Source organism: Brachybacterium phenoliresistens, from assembly GCF_039530785.1.
Taxonomy (GTDB): Bacteria; Actinomycetota; Actinomycetes; order Actinomycetales; family Dermabacteraceae; genus Brachybacterium; species Brachybacterium phenoliresistens.
Genome location: NZ_BAAAOW010000010.1, coordinates 38,062 through 56,254 on the forward strand (window position 1 = coordinate 38,062; position 18,193 = coordinate 56,254).

Here is an 18,193-nt window from a genome sequence, read left to right on the forward strand (position 1 = left end):
TGGATCGCCGGGGCGATGGGCCCCGATCTTCCGGGGGATCCGCCGTGCGGCGCGAAGAACACCCCCGGTCCTGCCCTGGAAGGAAGTGTGATCGTGACTGGCGCACGGCATCTGGTGATCGTCGAGTCCCCCGCGAAGGCGAAGACCATCGGGCGGTATCTCGGGGATGACTTCGTCGTGGAGGCATCCGTCGGCCACATCCGGGACATCCCCGTCCCCCGGGACCTCCCGGCGGAGATGAAGAAGGGCCCCTTCGGCAAGTTCGGCGTCAACGTCGAGGAGGGGTTCGAGCCGTACTACGTCGTGGACCCCGACAAGAAGAAGAAGGTCGCCGAGCTCAAGAAGCTCCTCAAGGACGCCGACGCCCTCTACCTCGCCACCGATGAGGACCGCGAGGGCGAGGCCATCGCCTGGCATCTGCTGGAGACCCTCAAGCCCAAGAAGTCCCTGCCGGTGCATCGGATGGTCTTCCACGAGATCACCAAGGACGCGATCCAGCAGGCGCTGACGAACACGCGCGAGCTGGACACGAACCTCGTCGACGCGCAGGAGACCCGCCGCATCCTGGACCGCCTGGTGGGCTTCGAGCTCTCGCCGGTGCTGTGGCGCAAGATCCGTCCGAGCCTGTCCGCGGGCCGCGTGCAGTCCGTCGCCACCCGCCTGGTCGTCCAGCGCGAGCGCGAGCGCATGGCCTTCGTCGCCGCCGGCTACTGGGACGTGACCGGCACCTTCGCGACCGAGGAGGCCGAGGGCTCTGCCTTCACCGCCAAGATCACCACGGCCGACGGCGCACGGGTGGCCAGCGGATCGGACTTCGAGGACGACGGCACGCTGAAGACCCGCGCCAAGAACGCCGTCGTGCTCACCGAGGAGAGCACCCGCGAGCTCGTCGCGGCGCTGGAGGACTCCCCCGCGACCGTCACCTCGCTCGAGTCCAAGCCGTACACCCGCCGTCCGGCCCCGCCGTTCACGACCTCCTCGCTGCAGCAGGAGGCCTCGCGCAAGCTGCGCCTGGGCGCCCGTCAGGCGATGCGCGTGGCGCAGGGCCTGTACGAGAACGGCTACATCACCTATATGCGAACGGACTCGGTCGCCCTCTCGGGCGAGGCGATCCGGGCCTCCCGCGCCCAGGCCTCCGAGCTGTACGGGTCGCAGTTCGTGCCCGACAAGCCCCGCTCCTACCAGAACAAGTCCCAGGGAGCGCAGGAGGCGCACGAGGCGATCCGCCCCGCCGGCGACACCTTCCGCACCCCGGCGGAGGTCGCCGGGCGCCTGACCGGCGACGAGTTCCGTCTGTACGAGCTGATCTGGAAGCGCACCGTCGCCTCGCAGATGGCCGATGCCAAGGGCACCACCTCCACCGTCGAGCTGGAGGTCCAGGGCTCCGGGCGCTCGGCGACGTTCCGCGCCGCCGGCACCGTGATCACCTTCCGCGGCTTCCTCGCCGCGTACGAGGAGGGCCGCGACGCCAGCCGCTACGACGACGAGGGCGGCGACAAGCGCCTGCCGCAGATGGAGGAGGGCCAGCAGCTCGACGTGCGCGAGCTCGTGCCTGACGGCCACACGACCACCCCGCCGCCCCGCTACACGGAGGCCTCGCTGGTGCGTGCCCTCGAGGAGCGCGGCATCGGCCGCCCCTCGACCTACGCCTCGACCGTCACCACGATCCAGGACCGCGGCTACGTGCTGCGCCGCGGCAGCGCGCTGGTGCCCAGCTGGACGGCGTTCGCCGTCGTCCGCCTGCTCGAGGACCACTTCGGCACGTTCATCGACTACGACTTCACCGCGCAGATGGAGCAGCAGCTCGACCTGATGGCGCGCGGCGAGCTCGATCGGGGCGACTACCTGCGCGACTTCTACACCTCGGACGGCTCGAGCGGGCCCATCGGCCTGCGCCCGATGGTCGAGAACCAGGGCGACATCGACGCCCGGGAGATCAACAGCATCCCCATCGGCGAGGGCATCACCCTGCGCGTGGGCCGCTACGGCGCCTACGTGGAGCGTGCGGCCCGCGGCGAGGACGGCGAGATCATCGAGGGCGCGGATCCGCAGCGCGCCTCGGTCGGCGATGACATCGCCCCCGACGAGCTCACCGTGGAGAAGGCCCGCGAGCTGCTCGAGCGGCAGAAGGACGACGGCCGCGTGCTGGGCACCGATCCGGAGTCGGGCCACGAGATCATCGTCAAGGACGGCCGCTTCGGGCCCTACGTCACCGAGGTCCTGCCGGAGGATCCCGAGGACAAGACCCCGAAGTCGAAGCGGCCCAAGCCCCGCACCGCCAGCCTGCTGCAGTCGATGGACCTGGCGACCGTCGGGCTCGAGGACGCGCTGAAGCTGCTGAGCCTGCCGCGCCTGGTCGGCACCACCGAGGACGGCACCGAGATCACCGCCCAGAACGGCCGCTACGGGCCGTATCTGAAGAAGGGCACCGACTCCCGCTCGCTGGAGTCGGAGGAGCAGCTGTTCACCATCACCCTCGAGCAGGCCGAGGCGATCTACGCCCAGCCCAAGACCCGGGGGCGCGCGGCCGCGAAGCCGCCGCTGAAGGAGCTCGGCACCGACCCGACGAGCGAGAAGCCTATCGTCGTCAAGGACGGCCGCTTCGGTCCCTACATCACCGACGGCACCACCAACGTGACGCTGCGCAAGGACGACGCCCTCGAGTCGCTGACCCACGAGGTCGCCGTCGAGCGCCTCGCCGAGAAGCGCGCCAAGGGCCCGGCGAAGAAGAGCACCACGCGCCGCACCACGACCCCGCGGAAGAAGTCCTCCACCGCGAAGAAGTGATCCCGTCCCTCGCCCGAGGGATGCAGGGCCCGGTCTCCTCAGGGAGGCCGGGCCCTCGCGCGTGCCCGGCAGCGCGCCGGGAGCCTCGCAGCGCATGACCGAAGCGCGTCATTGCCGCCGATGGAACGGTCAGGATCGCGCGCCAGGGTTACCGTGCGGACACGGGACGTGCCAGGACCCCCGGGACGAGTGCCGGGCAGGACGGAACGCCATAGAGTGACCCTCAGCACACCAGCCCGTCCACGAAGGAGTGACCATGATTCGACGTCCGGGCAGGCGCACGGTCCTGGCAGGGGCTGCCGCGACGGCGGCCGCGGGCCTCTCCGGCTGCCTGCAGAACCCCGATCCGAACAACGGCGGAGGAGGTGGCGGCGGGCAGAAGTACACCGAGGGCGACACCCCCGGCACCGGCACCGTGACCATCCTCGGCGCCTTCGGCGGGCAGGAGAAGGACGCGTTCGAGGAGTCCCTCGCGGACTTCGAGGCCGAGTCCGAGATCACGATCCAGTACACGCCGGATTCCGACTTCACCACGACCATCCAGCAGCGGGTCGGTGCCGGCGACGCCCCCGACATCGCTCTGTTCCCCCAGCCAGGCGGGCTCTTCGACCTCGCAGCGCAGGGGCATGTCACCCCCATCGACGTCTACCTCGACTATGACGCTCTCGAGAACACCCTCATCCCAGGCTTCCTCGACTCCGCCCGTCTCCAGGGGCGCGTCTACGGGGCGCCGATGCGTCTCACGCTGAAGTCGATGATCTGGTACCCGAAGAAGGCGTACGAGGCCGGCGGCTACCCGACCGACCCCGTGACGATGCAGGAGCTCTACACGATCGCCGACCAGATCAAGGCCGACGGCATCACCCCGTGGTCCGACGGCTGGGGTGCTGACCAGGCGACCGGCTGGGTGGGCACCGACTGGGTCGAGGAGTTCATGCTCCGCGTCCACGGGCCCGAGATCTACGACGCGTGGACCAGCCACAACATCCCCTTCAACTCCCCCGAGGTCGTCGAGGTCTTCGACATCGTGGGCGACCTGCTCAAGACCGAGGGCAACGTCCTCGGCGGGACATCCACGATCATCAACACGCCGTTCTCCGAGGCGCCGCTGCCCCTGTTCACGAATCCGCCGCAGGCGATGTTCGTGCGACAGGGGAACTTCGTGACGGGCTTCTTCCCGCAGGCCATCCAGGAGAATCTGGACGAGGAGGTCGGAGTCTTCGCCATGCCTACCTGGGAGGGCGGATTCGACGGGCAGCCCATCCTGGGCGGCGGCGACCTCGCCGCGATGTTCACCCTGAACGACGACACGGTCAAGGTCATGCAGTTCCTGACCTCCGAGGACTTCGGCAAGCCGTGGGCGCAGCACGCAGGCTGGCTCAGCGCGCACAGGACCTTCGCCCCGGAGAACTACGCCGATGCGCTCACCCGGAAGCTCGCCGAGATCGCGACCAATGCCCAGGTGTTCCGCTTCGACGGCTCCGACCTCATGCCCAATGCCGTCGGCGGCGGCTCCTTCTGGACCGGCATGGTCGAGTGGCTGCAGGGCGCCAAGGACGCACAGACCGTGTGCGACGAGATCGAGGCCGGGTGGCCGTCGTGACCACCACAACCAGCACCTCCCCGGGCGCGGCCGCGGCCGCGCCGGAGCCGGAGCGTCGCGCCGGCTCCCCGGCGCGCCCCGTGCGGCTGCTCATCGGCGCGGTGGGGATGGTCGTCACGGCCTGGCTCGTGTGCAACATCTTCCTCGCCTTCGCCTACTACCCGCAGTGGTTCGCCGGGTCCGGGATCCTCATCGGCCTTCTCGGCCTGATCGTCGGCATCGGCGGCTCGGTCGTGTTCTTCTACTTCCTGAACCTCTGCATCGAGGGGTTCCCGTCCCGCTTCTCCGAGGGACTGATCCCCTACGCCTTCCTGTTGCCGGGATTCAGCCTCATCGCGATCCTGCTGCTGTACCCCACGGTGCAGACCATCGTGTACTCCTTCGCGAACAAGGACTCCACCGCCTGGGTGGGGCTCCAGAACTACCAGGCGATCTTCGGCGACGCGGGCTTCTGGTCCGCCCTGCTGAACAACCTGCTCTGGATCCTCATCGTCCCGATCCTCACCGTCGCGTTCGGCCTGGCCGTCGCGGTGCTGGCGGACAAGCTCTCCGCCACCGGGGAGCGGATCGCGAAGTCCTTCATCTTCCTGCCGATGTCCATCAGCTTCGTCGGCGCGGCGACGATCTGGGGTCTGATCTACGCCTACAACACCCCCGGCAGCCCGCAGACCGGCCTTCTCAACGCCATCGTGGTCGCCCTCGGCGGCGAGCCCCACGCCTGGTACCAGATCGACACCGCCCGGCTCAACTCGCTGCTGCTCATGGTCATCCTCATCTGGCTGCAGACGGGCTTCGCCATGGTGCTGCTGAGCTCGGCCATCAAGGGCGTGCCGGAGGACACCATCGAGGCCGGCCGCATGGACGGGGCCAGCGAGGGCCGCATCTTCTGGCAGATCGTGTTCCCCCAGGTCCGCCCCACCATGCTGGCGGTCTTCATCACCGTGCTGATCCTGGTGCTGAAGGTCTTCGACATCATCTACGTGACCACCAACGGCCGTGACAGCACCGACGTGATCGCGAACCTGTTCTTCCGCAAGCTGTTCGTCGAGCAGCAGGCCGGGCAGGCCTCCGCCGTCGTGGTGGTGCTTCTGATCCTCGTGCTCCCGATCCTGGTGTACCAGGTGCGGAGCTTCCGTCAGCAGGAGGCGAACCGATGAGCGGCACGATGAAGGACGGGCGGCGTCGCTCGCCCCTGGCCATGATCGCCATGCCCCTCATGGTGATCCTGTGGACCATCCCCACCGTGGGCCTGCTGGTCACGAGCTTCCGCACCCGTGAGGAGGCCGCCACCAGCGGCTGGTGGAGCTCGATCTTCGGAGGCGGGTGGACCCTCGACAACTACCGCGGCCTGTTCGAGAACACCAGCATGGGCAGCTCGCTGGTGAACTCGATCGTGGTCGCCGTGCCCGCCACGGTGCTCCCCATCATGTTCGCGGCCTTCGCCGCCTACGCCTTCACGTTCATGCGCTTCCCCGGCAAGGATGTGCTCTTCATCGTGATCGTGGCCGTGATGGTGGTGCCCATCCAGGTGGCCTTCCAGCCGATGCTGGACCTCCTGGGGCCCCGCGGCCTGGGCATCAACGGCCAGTTCGTGGCCGTGTGGCTCCTGCACACCGGCTTCGGCATGCCGCTGGCCGTCTACACCCTGCGCAACTACATGGCGACGCTCCCGAACTCGGTCGTGGAGAGCGCGAAGATCGACGGCGCCTCCCACTTCCAGACCTTCTGGAAGCTCGTGGCGCCGATGTCCTCGCCCGCGATCGCGGCCTTCGCCACCCTGCAGTTCCTGTGGGTGTGGAACGACCTGCTCATCGCGAAGCTGTTCATCGGCGGCGGAGCGAACAAGACCGTCATCGTCGACCTCCAGCAGATGCTGGGCACCCAGGGGCAGGGCGCGGAGCTGCTCACGGCGGGCGCGTTCCTGTCGATGGTCATCCCGATGATCGTCTTCTTCAGCCTGCAGCAGTTCCTGGTGCGCGGCATGACCTCCGGCGCCGTCAAGGGCTGATCCGCCGCTGCGGCATGCGGCGCACGACGGACCCATCGGCTGTCCACATCGGACAGCCGGTGGGCCTCGTCCGTCGGCGCAGCCGATAGATTGGTGCCATGACTTCCCGCCATGCCGAGGGCGACCTCGCGCTGCCGCCGTCCCAGGTCCCCGACCCCCGCGAGGCGCCCGCGCTGCGCTGGGGCGTCGTCTCCCCCGGCCACATCGCCACGCAGTTCACCGAGACCCTGCACCGCGCCTCCGCCTCCCGCGTCGTCGCCGTGACCTCCCGCTCCCTCGAGCGCGCACAGGCCTTCGCGGCGGCCCACGACGTCGAGGGCGCCCACGACGACCTGGGCGCCATGCTCGCCGCCGGCGGGCTGGACGCGGTCTACATCGCCTCGCCGATGGCGCAGCACCACGCCATGGCCCGCCAGGCCCTCGAGGCCGGCGTGCCCGTCCTGCTCGAGAAGGCCTTCACCCTCAACGCCGCCGAGGCCGAGGATCTCGTCGCCCTCGCCCGGGAGCGCGGAGTGTTCCTCATGGAGGCGCTGTGGGCGCGCTTCCTGCCGCAGTTCGACGTCCTGCGCCAGGTCCTCGCGCAGGGGCTGATCGGCGAGACCGTCCTGGTCCAGGCCGACCACGGCCAGTCCTTCCCGGAGGACCCTGCGCACCGGCTGCACGCCCCCGAGCTGGGCGGCGGCGCCCTGCTGGACCTCGGCGTCTACCCGATCAGCTTCGCCCAGATGGTGCTGGGCGACCTGCAGGATCTCGCCGCGCTCGGCGAGCAGACCTCCCTGGGCGTGGACGCCACCGTCGCGATGGTCGCCCGCGGTGCCCGCGGCGGGCATGCGACGCTGTCGACCACGCTGCGCTCCCTCACCCCCATCGAGGCCGTCATCAGCGGCACCGAGGGCCGCGTGCGCCTGGACGGCGCCTTCTTCGCCCCGGGGACCCTGCGCGTCGAGCTGCGCGACGGGCGCTCCGCCTCGTTCTCCCATCCCGGCGATCCGGCCGACGGCCTGGTCTACGAGGCCGCCGAGGCCGCCCGGTGCATCGCCGCGGGGCTCCTCGAGTCCCCGCTGATGACCTGGGAGGACAGCATCTCCGTGATGCGCTCGATGGACCAGGCCCGCGCCGCGCTGGGCGTGGTCTACCCCTCGGAGGCCCGCGCGTGAGCCACGATTCCCCGGCCCCGCCGCCCGTCCCCGGCCTCGCCCCGCCGTTCCTGCGCATCCCCACCCCGCACCGCCCCCGTCGCGGGCTGCTCATCTCCTTCGAGGGCGGCGACGGCGCGGGCAAGACCACGCAGATCTCCCTGCTGCAGCAGTACCTCGTCTCCGAGCGCACCGTCGACGAGGACCTCGTGCTGGTCACGCGGGAGCCCGGCGGCACTCCGCTCGGGGAGCGGATCCGCGAGCTCGTCCTGCACGGCGACCATGTCGAGGACAAGGCGGAGGCCCTCCTCTACGCGGCGGACCGCGCCCACCACATCGCGTCCGTGGTGCGCCCGCACCTCGCCCGCGGGGGCCTGGTGCTCACCGACCGCTACCTCGACTCCTCGATCGCCTACCAGGGCGCGGGACGGGACCTGGACGGCGACGAGATCGCCGCCCTGTCGCTGTGGGCCGTGGGCGGCATCATCCCCGATCGGACGATCCTGCTGGACCTGCCCCCGGAGGCTCTCGCCGAGCGCCGTGAGGCCGGCACCCTGGACCGTCTCGAGCAGGAGGGCCAGGAGTTCCACGGGCAGGTGCGCGAGAAGTTCCTCGAGCTCGCGGCGGCGGAACCGGAGCGCTTCGAGGTCATCAACGCCACGCTGCCGCGCGAGGAGATCCATCGCCGCGTCCTCGACGCGATCGCCGAGGACCTCTCGCGCTTCGACCCGACCTTCGAGCCCGCGCCCCCGCCGTCGCGCCGCGACGAGGAGTGAACGCCCCGATGCCCTGCAGCACCCCGAGAGGACGGCACGCATGAGCGTGTGGGACGACGTCGTCGGCCAGGAGAACGCCGTCGCCGGCTTCCGCCGCGCCGCCGCGCCCGGCGGCTCCCTCGCCCAGGCCTGGCTGATCGCAGGCCCGCCCGGCTCCGGGAGGTCCACCGCCGCGCGGGCCTTCGCCGCGACCCTCCAGTGCGAGGACGGCACCGGATGCGGCTCCTGCCTGGCCTGCCGCACGGTGCTCGCCGGCACCCACCCCGACGTGACCGTCGTGGCGACGGACAAGCTCTCCATCGCCAAGGAGGAGATCCGCTCCCTGGTCCAGACGGCGCAGCGTGCCCCCGCCACCGGGCGTCACCGCGTGATCGTCATCGAGGACGCGGACCGCATGAGCGCGGGGACCTTCAACGTGCTGCTGAAGTCCATCGAGGAGCCGCCGCCGGCCACGGTCTGGATGCTGTGCGCCCCCTCCCCGCAGGATCTCGCGCCGACGATCCGCTCCCGCTGCCGGGTCGTCACCCTCACCGTGCCGGCGGCCGATGTGGTCGCCGAGCTGCTCGTCCGCCGCGACGGCGTGGAGCCGGAGCTCGCGGCGCGGGCCGCCCGCGCCGCCCAGGGGCACATCGGCCTGGCGCTGCGCTACGCCACGCAGGACGGCGTCCTCGCGGCACGGGAGGACGCCGCCCGCACCCTGCTGGGCCTGCGCTCCAGCGGCGAGGCGGTGCTCGCCGCCGCGGCGCTGGTGGAGCGGGCGACGGCGGAGGCGAAGGAGCACGCGGACCAGGTCGCCGCCGAGGAGCGCAGCCGGTTCCTGCATTCGGCGGGGATCGACGACGGCAAGGTGCCTCCGGCGCTGCGCAGCCAGGTCAAGCAGCTCGAGGACGATGCCAAGCGCCGCCAGACCCGCCTGGTGCGCGACGTGCTGGACCGCTACCTGCTGGATGCCCATTCCGTGCTGCGCGACGTGCTGACCCTGCAGATCCGCACCGGCAGCGACCTCGTCAACCCCGGCGTCGAGACGGAGATCCGCGTCGCCGCCGAGGCCGGGGACGGCCGCACCACGCTCGCGCTGCTGGACGCCGTCCAGCGCACCCGGGCCCGCATCGCCGGCAACGTGCCGCCGCTGCTCGCGATCGAGGCGCTCCTCTCGCGCATCGCCGTCACCCTGCGCTGACCCCGCCCGAGCACCGCGCCGCGCGCGGCCCGAGCACGCGTCGCGCACCGCATCGCCCGGCACGGACCTGCACCTCGTGCCGGGTGACGTCCGCGCCGTCTCCGGCACCACCTTTTCCCGGGCCCCTGGGCCGGCGTCACGAGACCGTCCTGGAGGCGCGGAGGGGCGCCGGTGATGACACGCCGGGCGGAGTCCGTCGGAATCGAGCGGAGTGACGTCGTCGCTACGAGAACGAGCGGAGTCATCCCGTCGCTTCCCGTGAAGGAAGCGACGACATGACTCCGCTCGATGTCCCGGCCCGCCCCGCGCACGCGCGAAGCGGGGAGGGATCAGTTCTCGGTCGGTTCCTCGGAGGAGTCCGCGGCGCCGCCGTCAGTCGCGGCCTTATCGGTCGCGGCCTTATCGGTCGCGGCCTTGTCGGTCGCAGTGTTGTCGGTCGAGCCGTCAGCGTCGGCCGAGGCGTCGGCGTCGGTCGCGGTGTCGTCGCCCGAGGTCGGGATCAGCTCGTAGTCGACCTGCAGCTCGTCGACGACCACGGACTCGGCGATCGCGAACTCGCTCGCGGCGGCCTCCTCCTTGCCCGTCTCCGAGTGCGCGCCGCAGCCGTACTGGAGATGGACGACGCGGCCATCAGCCGGGGACCACTCGTTCGTGCAGACGCCGAACTCGCCGCGCAGGGCGCCGGACAGCTGCGAGAGGAAGCCGCAGCTCGAGCAGTTGGCCGTGACCGTGCCCTTGCGCCCCCGGGAGGACGTCTCGCGCGGCCCGAACTCCCCGCCGACCCATCGCTCGGCGGCCTCGGCGCGCCCCTGCGGGGACAGCACGCGGGGGCGGCCCAGGCCGAGCTCCCACAGCGCGACGCGGTCGGCCTCCTCGTCGTCGGTCTGCTCGTAGCCGAACTCGAGGCGCTCGTCCTCGTCGCGGTAGGGCAGGAGGTCGTCGGCGCCGACGTCGGAGGGACGCAGACGCTCGGACCAGGGCTCCCAGTCGGGCGCGAGCAGCGCGCCCTCGCCGGGCAGGAGCGCCGTCTCCGCGACGGTCGCGACCTTGGCGCGGGACGCGCGCACCACCGTGACGTGCCAGGACCATCCCCGGTAGCCGGGCATGGCGCAGGCGAAGACGTGGTCGACGATCCGGTCGCCGGTGGCCTCCACCCGCAGATGCTCACCGACCTGGCCCGGCTCGGTGACCTCCTCGAGCGCCGCGCGCGCCATCTCGACGGCATCGGCGGCGATCGCGTCGAGCTTCGGCTTCGCCTTCCCGGAACGGGTGCGGGCGGGCCGGCCCGCGGAGGGGGCGGTGGCAGCTGTCATTCTCAGGCCTCGAAGTTCTCGGCGACGGCGCGCAGGACGGTGGCGATCTTCTGGGAGTGCCCGCGATCGGGGTAGCGGCCGTGATGCAGCCCGGTCGAGGCGTCGTCGAGCAGACGGATCAGGTCCTCGACCATGACCGCCATCTCCTCGGGCTTCGTGCGGCGCGCCCGGGACACGGACGGCGCGGACTCGAGCAGACGCAGGGAGAGCACCTGCGGACCCCGGCGGCCGTCGGCGACGTCGAAGTCGACCTTGGCGCCAGGACGCAGCGTCTCCACGCCCTCCGGGAGCGTGGTGGCGTGCACGTACACGCTCTCGCCGCTCTCCTCGTCGAGGACGAAGCCGAAGCCCTTCTCGGCGTCGTAGAACTTCACCTTGCCACGTGGCACCGCGGATCCCGTTCCTTGCTGGTTCATCGGTCTGCCCGGGGGCCGGTCGGCCCGCGGACGGAGACGGCGCAGAGCCGCCTCGCGACCTGTGAGTCTACCGCGCGCGCAGGGCTGCGGGCAGAGCCGTCTGCTCGAACGTGGGACCGCTCACGCCACCGCCGCCGCGGCGGTCCTCAGGAGCCTCCGGGGTGCGGTCCGCGCGGGCGGGTCGAGCCCTCCATCCGGCGCAGCGGAGGGATCTCGGTGCGAGGTCCCTGCGGCCCGGGGACCTCGACCACGTGGCGCAGCACGGCCTCGAGGAGGTAGGCGGTGAAGCCCCAGACGAAGGCGTCCTCCGGCAGGTCGTAGGCGGTGCCCACATCGCGGCCGTCCAGCAGGGCGGTGCGGCGCACGGCGGGGTCGCTCAGCGAGCCGGGGCCGATCAGCGGCGCCCAGACGACGCGCTCGACCTCGCGCGGCTGCGCGGCGTGCAGATCGGGCACGTGCGGGGACCAGGCCAGGACGGGACGGACCTCGTACTCGCGCCACGGCATGGGGATCGGGGCGAAGGAGCCGATCACGTGGACCTCCTCCGGGTCCAGCCCCACCTCCTCCTCGGCCTCGCGCAGCGCGGCCGCGGCGTCGTCGGCATCGGCCTGCTCGACCCCGCCGCCGGGCAGGGAGAACTGGCCCGGCTGGGAGCGCAGGCCGTGGCCGCGCTCCTCGACGACGATCCGGGCGCCGTCGAGGGTGTCCCCGGCGATGAGCAGCAGCACCGCTCCGCGCCGCGGGGACCACGCGGCGGGGACCGGGGTGCCCAGGTCGATGAGCTCGGCGTCGCCGGTGGACGCCCGGGCGGCGAGGGCGCGGAGGAAGCCGGGGATCCGCGGGGCGTCCGGGGCGCTCATGCGATGCCCGCCGACGGGCACAGCGGGGCGAGGACGCAGTCGTCGCATCGCGGCGACCGGGCCGTGCACACGCGGCGCCCGTGCAGGATCAGCAGCAGCGAGAGGGAGGTCAGGTCGACGGCCCCGCTCTCTTCCGGCCCGGGCGCGGCCCGCCCCGACGGGCGCGGTGCGGTGCGCTCGACCAGGTCGACCACGTCCTCCTCCACCCGGCGGGGATCGCTGTGCCCGGTCCAGCCCAGACGGCGCGCCAGGCGGCCCACGTGCGTGTCCACGGCCAGCGCGCTGCGCCCGAACCAGGTCCCGCGCACCACGTGGGCGGTCTTGCGCCCCACCCCGGGCAGCCGTTCGAGGGCGTCGTGGTCCTCCGGGACCTCCCCGCCGTGGTCCTCGCACAGGCCGGCGGCCAGGCCGATGATCCGCCGGGCGCGCGTGGCGCCCATGCCCAGGGGCCGCACGACGGCCTCCACCTGCGCGGGGTCGGCGCCGGCGAGGGCGGCCGCATCGGGCCAGCGGGAGAACAGCTCCGGGGTCACGGCGTTGACCCGCACGTCGGTCGTCTGCGCCGACAGGACGGTGGCGACCAGCAGCTCGAAGGCATCGCGATGATCCAGCTCCGTGCGAGCCGGCCCGTGCAGGGCCTGCAGACGGCGGTGGACCTCGGCCGGATCGGCCATCGGCCGGCCCGACGGGCCCGGGGCGGCAGCCCCGGATGGGGCGGCGTCCCCCGGGGCGGAGCGGGGCGGGGCGGGACGTCCGGGCACGTCTCTCCTTCCCGATGGCACTGGTCCGAGGCCATGATGTGTAGCATCATCGGGTCCCGACGACGCGCGAGCTGTGACCGCAACCACGCGGCACGAGGCTCTTTCGGTCACAATGGGAGTCGACATCGTTGGTCCCGCACCCACGGGACCCAGTAATCAGGAGGTTCCGTGGACGAGAACATCGTACGGTCGTCACCGCTGTTCGCCGCACTCGACGACAACGGCAAGCAGGCAGTCCTCGCGTCGATGACGCAGGAGGACTTCCACCGCAGCGCCGTGATCTTCCGGGAGGGGGAGCCCGGCGACCGGCTCTTCATCATCGGCACCGGCAAGGTCAAGGTGGGCCACGCCTCCGGCGACGGCCGCGAGAACCTGCTGGCCGTCCTCGGGCCGGGCGAGACGCTGGGCGAGCTGTCGCTGTTCGACCCGGCGCCGCGCAACGCCACGGCCACCGCCGTGGCGGAGACGACCCTCTACTCCCTCACGCAGCAGGACCTGTACCGCGTGCTGGCGCAGCGTCCGGAGGTGGCCCGTCACCTCCTGGCGAGCCTCGCCCGTCGCCTGCGCAAGACCAACGAGTCCCTGGCCGACCTCGTCTTCGCCGACGTCCCCGGCCGTGTCGCCAAGAACCTCCTCGACCTCGCCCAGCGCTTCGGTCGGCAGACCGATGACGGCGTGATGGTCGCCCACGGCCTCACCCAGGAGGAGCTCGCCCAGCTGGTGGGCGCCTCCCGCGAGACCGTCAACAAGGCCCTCGCCGATTTCGCCTCGCGCGGGTGGATCCGCCTCGAGGCGCGCGCCGTGCTGCTGCAGGACGTCGAGCGCCTGCGCCGCCGCTCGCGCTGACGCGGCCCCGAAGACGCCCGAGGGCGGCTCCCGGTCGGGAGCCGCCCTCGTCTGCGTGCGCTGCGGGTCAGCGATCCGTGCGGGCCAGGTGCTCCAGCGCGGCGCGCAGGTTCCAGCTCGCCGCCTCGCGCAGCCGGCCCTCGAGCTCGTCGCCGTAGATCTCCCGGATCAGGCGGTCCAGGGTCAGGACCCCGGCGGCGCGCGCCGCCCGCACCTGCTCGATGCGCTGCTCGCGATGGGCGATCGCCTCCTCGATGGCCGCGAGGGCCGCGGTCGGGGAGTCGATCGGCTCGCCGTGCCCGGGATGGATGCTGGAGATCCGGCCGTCCAGCGCCATCGCCCGCAGGATCGCCAGGGACTGCAGGTAGTCCGTGAGGCTGCCGTCCGGCGGCGCGATCACCGTCGAGGAGCCGCCCAGCAGGGTGTCGCCGGTCAGCAGGCGGCCGCCCTGGACGAGCAGCGCGATCGAGTCAGCGGTGTGGCCCGGCAGGGAGATCACGTCGGCGACCAGGCCGGAGTCGCCCTCGAGCGCGACCGGCGGGGGCTGGGCCCCGGGCAGGGCCTGCGGGTCCGCCGCCCACAGGGCGACCGTGCGACCGCTGCGGGCCTCGAGCTGCCGGCGCAGCGTCCCGGCGCCGTCGGCATGGTCCTCGTGGCGATGGGTGACGATCACGCCCATCGGGCGACGGTCCTCCCCCGCCGAGAGGCGGATCAGCTCGGCGAGATGGTCGGCCCGGCGCGGGCCCGGATCGACCACCCAGCACTGGCGCCCGTCGCGCAGCACGTACGCGTTGGTGCCGGTGAGGGTCATCGGCCCGGGGTTGTCGGCCCGGCGCCGCAGCACCTCGACGCTCGCGGCCTCGGGGTCGCGGCGCGGGGACTGCTCGGTCATCGGGGCCCGCCGATGGTGACCGCGGCGGGCACCTCAGGCCTCCGCAGCCGCCGGGTCGAACTCGACCACGAGGTCCAGCTCGACCGGAGCGTCCAGCGGCAGCACGGCCACGCCGACGGCGCTGCGGGCGTGCGCCCCGGCCTCGCCGAAGATCTGCCCCAGCAGGTCGCTGGCGCCGTTGATCACGGCGGGCTGCCCGCTGAAGGAGGGGTCCGAGGCGACGTAGCCGGTCAGCTTGACGACGCGGGTGACCCGGTCGAGGGAGCCGATCTGCGCCTGCACGGCGGCGAGGGCGTTGAGGCAGCAGGTGCGCGCGAGGTCCTGGGCGAGCTGCGGATCCACCGCGGCGCCGACCTTGCCCGTGGCCGGCAGCGCGCCGTCCACCAGGGGCAGCTGGCCGGAGGTGTGGACCCACGAGCCGCTGACGACGGCCGGGACGTAGCTGGCGACGGGGGCCGCCACCGGCGGGAGGGCGAGGCCGAGCTCCTGGAGCCGGGCCGTCACCGATCCGGCCGGGGCCATCAGGCCTGCTCCAGCGGCCGCTTGAGGTAGGCGACCAGGGACTCGGGGTTCGGCCCGGGCACCACCTGGACGAGCTCCCAGCCCTCGGAGCCGTAGTTGTCCAGGATCTGCTTGGTCGCGTGGATGAGCAGGGGCACGGTCAGGTATTCCCAGCGGATGCGTTCGGTCATGGCGCGAGCCTACCGGCCGCGCCTCCGGGACGCGGTCGCGGTCTCGCAGCGCAGGAGGCGCTCACTGCCCCGCGGCCCGCTGCGCCACGCGCGTGAGCACGGCGTACCAGTCGCGGATCCCCGGGTGCTGGCGCAGCAGGCGGCGCCGCTCGCGCTCGGTCATCCCTCCCCACACCCCGAACTCGACGCGGTTGTCGAGCGCGTCGGCAAGACATTCCGTGCGGACCGGACAGCTCAGGCAGGTGATCTTCACCTTCTGCTGATCCGCACCCTGGACGAAGAACCCGTCGGGGTCCTGATCCGTGCACGCACCGCGGGCGGCCCAGCCTTCCCGCTCGGTGACGGCACTCCTGGTCACGCTGATGGTCACAGGTGTCCCCTTTCGAATCATCGTCGACTCGTGGAGGCCCATAGTAGGGATTCCCAGCGAACATGCAAAATGCGCCATGGCCGCAGGTCCTGCGCACGAGCCCGGTGACCCCGGTCCCGGGACGTGGAAGCGCCCAGCCGTCCGACGTACTGTAGGACCATGGCGGACCACGACTCTCGTTCACCCCAGGCCGGCGCCACCGCGGCGGGCACCTTCCTGCAGACGGTGTACCTGCTGGTGGGCCTGCTGGCCGTATCCGGCATCGCCGGCGTGCTGATGGCGGGGTTCTTCCTCCCGATGGTGTCGCTGACCTCCACGGCCACCGAGGACGGGGTCGAGCTGTTCGAGTCCCTGCCCTCGGAGCTCGAGGTGCAGCCGCTGAACGAGTCCAGCCGCATCGAGGCGTCGGACGGCTCGCTGCTGGCCACCTTCTACTACCAGAACCGCATCATGGTCCCGCTCGAGGACATCTCGCCGTACATGCAGCACGCGGTCGTGGCCCAGGAGGACCGGCGCTTCTACGAGCACGGCGGCATCGACATCCGCGGCACCGCCCGCGCCCTGCTGAGCAACGCCGGCGGCGGCTCCACGCAGGGCGGCTCGACCCTGACCCAGCAGTACGTGAAGAACGCGCTGCTCATGGACGCCGTGCAGCGCGGCGACGACGAGGCCAAGGCGGAGGCGACCGAGCAGACCTACGGCCGCAAGGCCCGCGAGGCCAAGCTGGCGATCTCCCTCGAGAAGAACTGGTCCAAGGAGGAGATCCTCAACGGGTATCTCAACGTGGCCCAGTTCGGCCCCTCCCAGTACGGCGTGGAGACCGCCGCGCAGCACTACTTCTCCAAGTCGGCCAAGGACCTCAACCCCGGCGAGGCCGCGCTGCTCGCCGGGATCACGAACGGCCCGGCGATCTATGACCCGGTCAAGCACCCCGAGAACGGCGAGCGGCGGCGCAACGACGTGCTGCGCGCCATGCTCCGCGACGGCTACGTCACCCAGGAGGAGTACGACCAGTACTCCGCCCAGCCCGTCGGGGAGATGCTGAACGTCAAGAACGTCTCCGCCGGCTGCGCCACCGCCGGGCGCTCGGGCTTCTTCTGCGACTACGTCACGCGGTCGCTGATGAACGATCCCGCCTTCGGCGAGACCTCCGAGGAGCGCGCCAAGAAGCTCTACGGCGGCGGCCTCACGATCCGCACCACCCTGGATCCGGCCAAGCAGAAGGTCGCCGAGGATCTGCTGGAGTCCCGCCTGAGCGCGACCGACGACTCCGGCTTCGGCCACTCGATCGTGACGGTGGAGCCCGGCACCGGCAACATCCTCGTGATGGCCCAGAACCGCACCTACAACCCCTACGAGGACGCGGGTCCGGGCGAGACGGCCATCAACTACAACGTTCCCAAGGCGCTCGGCGGCGGCAGCGGATTCCCCGTCGGCTCGACGTTCAAGCCCTTCGTGCTCACCGAATGGCTGGTCACCGGGCACACGCTGTGGGACACCGTGGGCACGGCCCGCAAGACGATGACGAACTTCCCGGGCAAGTGCCTGCCCGGCGGCGCCTGGCGCGAGCGCGCGGGCTACAACCCGGACAACGCCGTCTCCGTGGCGCTGGCTCCGATGGAGCCCGCGCTGAACGCGACGAAGTTCTCCGTGAACACGTCCTACGCCAACATGGCCCAGCAGATGGACCTGTGCGACATCGCCAACCGCGCCCGCACGATGGGCGTGGTCCCGGCGACCTACAACCCCTTCGACCCGGACACCTACTCGATGCCGGTCGAGGACCTCTACGGCCAGGAGCTCGCTCCCGCCGTCGTCGTCCTGGGCGAGCTGCGGATCTCCGCGCTGGACATGGCCGCCGCCTACGCGACGTTCGCCACCAGCGGCACCTACTGCCGGCCCACCGCCATCGCCTCGGTCACCGACCGCGACGGGGAGGACGTCGCCTTCACCGGCAACAGCTGCAAGCAGGTCCTCGAGCCCGAGGTCGCCGACGCGGTCGCCTGGACCCTCGAGCAGGACCTCGTGGACCCGCGCGCCACCGGCAAGGGGAAGGTCATCCCCGGCCATGACGCGGGCGGCAAGACGGGCACCTCGGGCAGCCAGTTCCACACCTGGTACGTGGGCTTCACGAAGCAGATGAGCACCGCCGTGTGGTTCGGCAACCCGACCACGAACGTGAAGCCCGGCGGCTTCCGGGTGGGCGAGACGAACCTCCGCTACGGCAAGGTGTGGGGCAACACCGTCTCCCTGCCCACCTGGCAGGAGTACATGACCCGGGTCCATGAGGGCCTGCCCAACGAGCCGTTCCCCGCCCAGCCGGCCCGAGCGGTCTCGACCGCGCCGCAGAGCAACGGCACCGTGCCCGACGTGAGCGGGATGGTCCTCAGCGAGGCCACCTCGACCCTCGAGGGCGCCGGCTACCGCGTCGAGGTCCGGCGGGAGAACTCCGACGTCGAGCGCTGGCGGGTGATCGGCAGCTCCCCCGGCGCCGGCACCCGTCTGGCCCAGGGCGAGACCGTCACCATCCGCCAATCCGTCGGACGGGGCTGA

Annotated in this window: 17 protein-coding genes; 9 read left to right on the forward strand and 8 right to left on the reverse strand. The window is 71.8% G+C overall.

Annotation, left to right across the window (positions count from 1 at the left end; genetic code table 11):
• The first annotated feature begins 93 nt into the window (after window positions 1–93).
• From topA to ABD234_RS16545, 7 genes are all read left to right on the forward strand, one after another.
• Window positions 94–2,787, forward strand: coding sequence for a type I DNA topoisomerase (topA, locus tag ABD234_RS16515; protein ID WP_344358597.1), 2,694 nt, complete (start codon window positions 94–96; stop codon window positions 2,785–2,787).
• 256 nt (window positions 2,788–3,043) lie between these two features.
• The gene (locus ABD234_RS16520; RefSeq protein ID WP_344358600.1) at window positions 3,044–4,390 is read left to right on the forward strand and encodes an ABC transporter substrate-binding protein; all 1,347 of its coding nucleotides are present in this window, start codon (window positions 3,044–3,046) and stop codon (window positions 4,388–4,390) included.
• Entirely contained in the window at window positions 4,387–5,547 is a 1,161-nt protein-coding gene (locus ABD234_RS16525) for a carbohydrate ABC transporter permease (protein WP_425546801.1), read from the forward strand. The genes ABD234_RS16520 and ABD234_RS16525 overlap by 4 nt, the downstream gene beginning before the upstream one ends.
• On the forward strand, window positions 5,544–6,398 hold the full coding sequence (locus ABD234_RS16530; RefSeq protein WP_038373629.1) for a carbohydrate ABC transporter permease: 855 nt from the start codon (window positions 5,544–5,546) through the stop codon (window positions 6,396–6,398). Before ABD234_RS16525 ends, ABD234_RS16530 begins: the two co-directional genes overlap by 4 nt.
• Before the next feature lie 98 nt (window positions 6,399–6,496).
• Window positions 6,497–7,555 carry a Gfo/Idh/MocA family protein gene (locus ABD234_RS16535; protein WP_051487003.1) on the forward strand — a complete coding sequence of 353 codons (1,059 nt, stop codon included), beginning with the start codon at window positions 6,497–6,499 and terminating at the stop codon, window positions 7,553–7,555.
• The gene (tmk, locus tag ABD234_RS16540) at window positions 7,552–8,310 is read left to right on the forward strand and encodes a dTMP kinase (RefSeq protein ID WP_084148580.1); all 759 of its coding nucleotides are present in this window, start codon (window positions 7,552–7,554) and stop codon (window positions 8,308–8,310) included. The genes ABD234_RS16535 and tmk overlap by 4 nt, the downstream gene beginning before the upstream one ends.
• 40 nt (window positions 8,311–8,350) lie before the next feature.
• The gene (locus ABD234_RS16545; RefSeq protein ID WP_038373628.1) at window positions 8,351–9,490 is read left to right on the forward strand and encodes a DNA polymerase III subunit delta'; all 1,140 of its coding nucleotides are present in this window, start codon (window positions 8,351–8,353) and stop codon (window positions 9,488–9,490) included.
• Between the two features lie 329 nt (window positions 9,491–9,819).
• On the opposite strand, the gene ABD234_RS16550 is transcribed toward ABD234_RS16545, so the two are convergent.
• The 4 genes from ABD234_RS16550 to ABD234_RS16565 form a co-directional block, all read right to left on the reverse strand.
• Complete coding sequence (locus tag ABD234_RS16550; RefSeq protein ID WP_344358606.1) at window positions 9,820–10,803, reverse strand: DUF3027 domain-containing protein; 984 nt, start codon at window positions 10,801–10,803, stop codon at window positions 9,820–9,822.
• A 2-nt stretch (window positions 10,804–10,805) separates the two neighbouring features.
• The gene (locus tag ABD234_RS16555) at window positions 10,806–11,192 is read right to left on the reverse strand and encodes a cold-shock protein (RefSeq protein ID WP_038373626.1); all 387 of its coding nucleotides are present in this window, start codon (window positions 11,190–11,192) and stop codon (window positions 10,806–10,808) included.
• Window positions 11,193–11,365: 173 nt separating this feature from the next.
• Window positions 11,366–12,079, reverse strand: a complete 714-nt coding sequence (locus tag ABD234_RS16560; RefSeq protein WP_051487014.1) for an NUDIX domain-containing protein — start codon at window positions 12,077–12,079, stop codon at window positions 11,366–11,368.
• Window positions 12,076–12,753, reverse strand: coding sequence for an endonuclease III domain-containing protein (locus ABD234_RS16565; protein ID WP_425546803.1), 678 nt, complete (start codon window positions 12,751–12,753; stop codon window positions 12,076–12,078). The genes ABD234_RS16560 and ABD234_RS16565 overlap by 4 nt, the downstream gene beginning before the upstream one ends.
• 255 nt (window positions 12,754–13,008) lie before the next feature.
• Between ABD234_RS16565 and ABD234_RS16570 the strand changes: the two genes are divergently transcribed.
• Entirely contained in the window at window positions 13,009–13,686 is a 678-nt protein-coding gene (locus ABD234_RS16570; RefSeq protein WP_038373625.1) for a Crp/Fnr family transcriptional regulator, read from the forward strand.
• Between the two features lie 67 nt (window positions 13,687–13,753).
• Here ABD234_RS16570 and ABD234_RS16575 read toward each other — a convergent pair whose 3' ends face one another.
• The 4 genes from ABD234_RS16575 to ABD234_RS16590 form a co-directional block, all read right to left on the reverse strand.
• Window positions 13,754–14,578 (reverse strand): MBL fold metallo-hydrolase, encoded by an 825-nt coding sequence (locus ABD234_RS16575; RefSeq protein ID WP_038373624.1) that lies wholly within the window; start codon window positions 14,576–14,578, stop codon window positions 13,754–13,756.
• 33 nt (window positions 14,579–14,611) lie between these two features.
• Window positions 14,612–15,100, reverse strand: a complete 489-nt coding sequence (locus ABD234_RS16580; RefSeq protein WP_038373623.1) for a RidA family protein — start codon at window positions 15,098–15,100, stop codon at window positions 14,612–14,614.
• A complete protein-coding gene (sp36, locus tag ABD234_RS16585) occupies window positions 15,100–15,270 on the reverse strand; it encodes a Sp36 family protein (RefSeq protein WP_156954159.1) in 171 nt (56 codons plus the stop codon). Before sp36 ends, ABD234_RS16580 begins: the two co-directional genes overlap by 1 nt.
• 61 nt (window positions 15,271–15,331) lie before the next feature.
• Complete coding sequence (locus ABD234_RS16590; RefSeq protein WP_051487012.1) at window positions 15,332–15,634, reverse strand: WhiB family transcriptional regulator; 303 nt, start codon at window positions 15,632–15,634, stop codon at window positions 15,332–15,334.
• A gap of 165 nt (window positions 15,635–15,799) precedes the next feature.
• On the opposite strand from ABD234_RS16590, the gene ABD234_RS16595 reads away from it, so the two are divergent.
• Window positions 15,800–18,193 carry a penicillin-binding protein gene (locus tag ABD234_RS16595; protein WP_038373622.1) on the forward strand — a complete coding sequence of 798 codons (2,394 nt, stop codon included), beginning with the start codon at window positions 15,800–15,802 and terminating at the stop codon, window positions 18,191–18,193.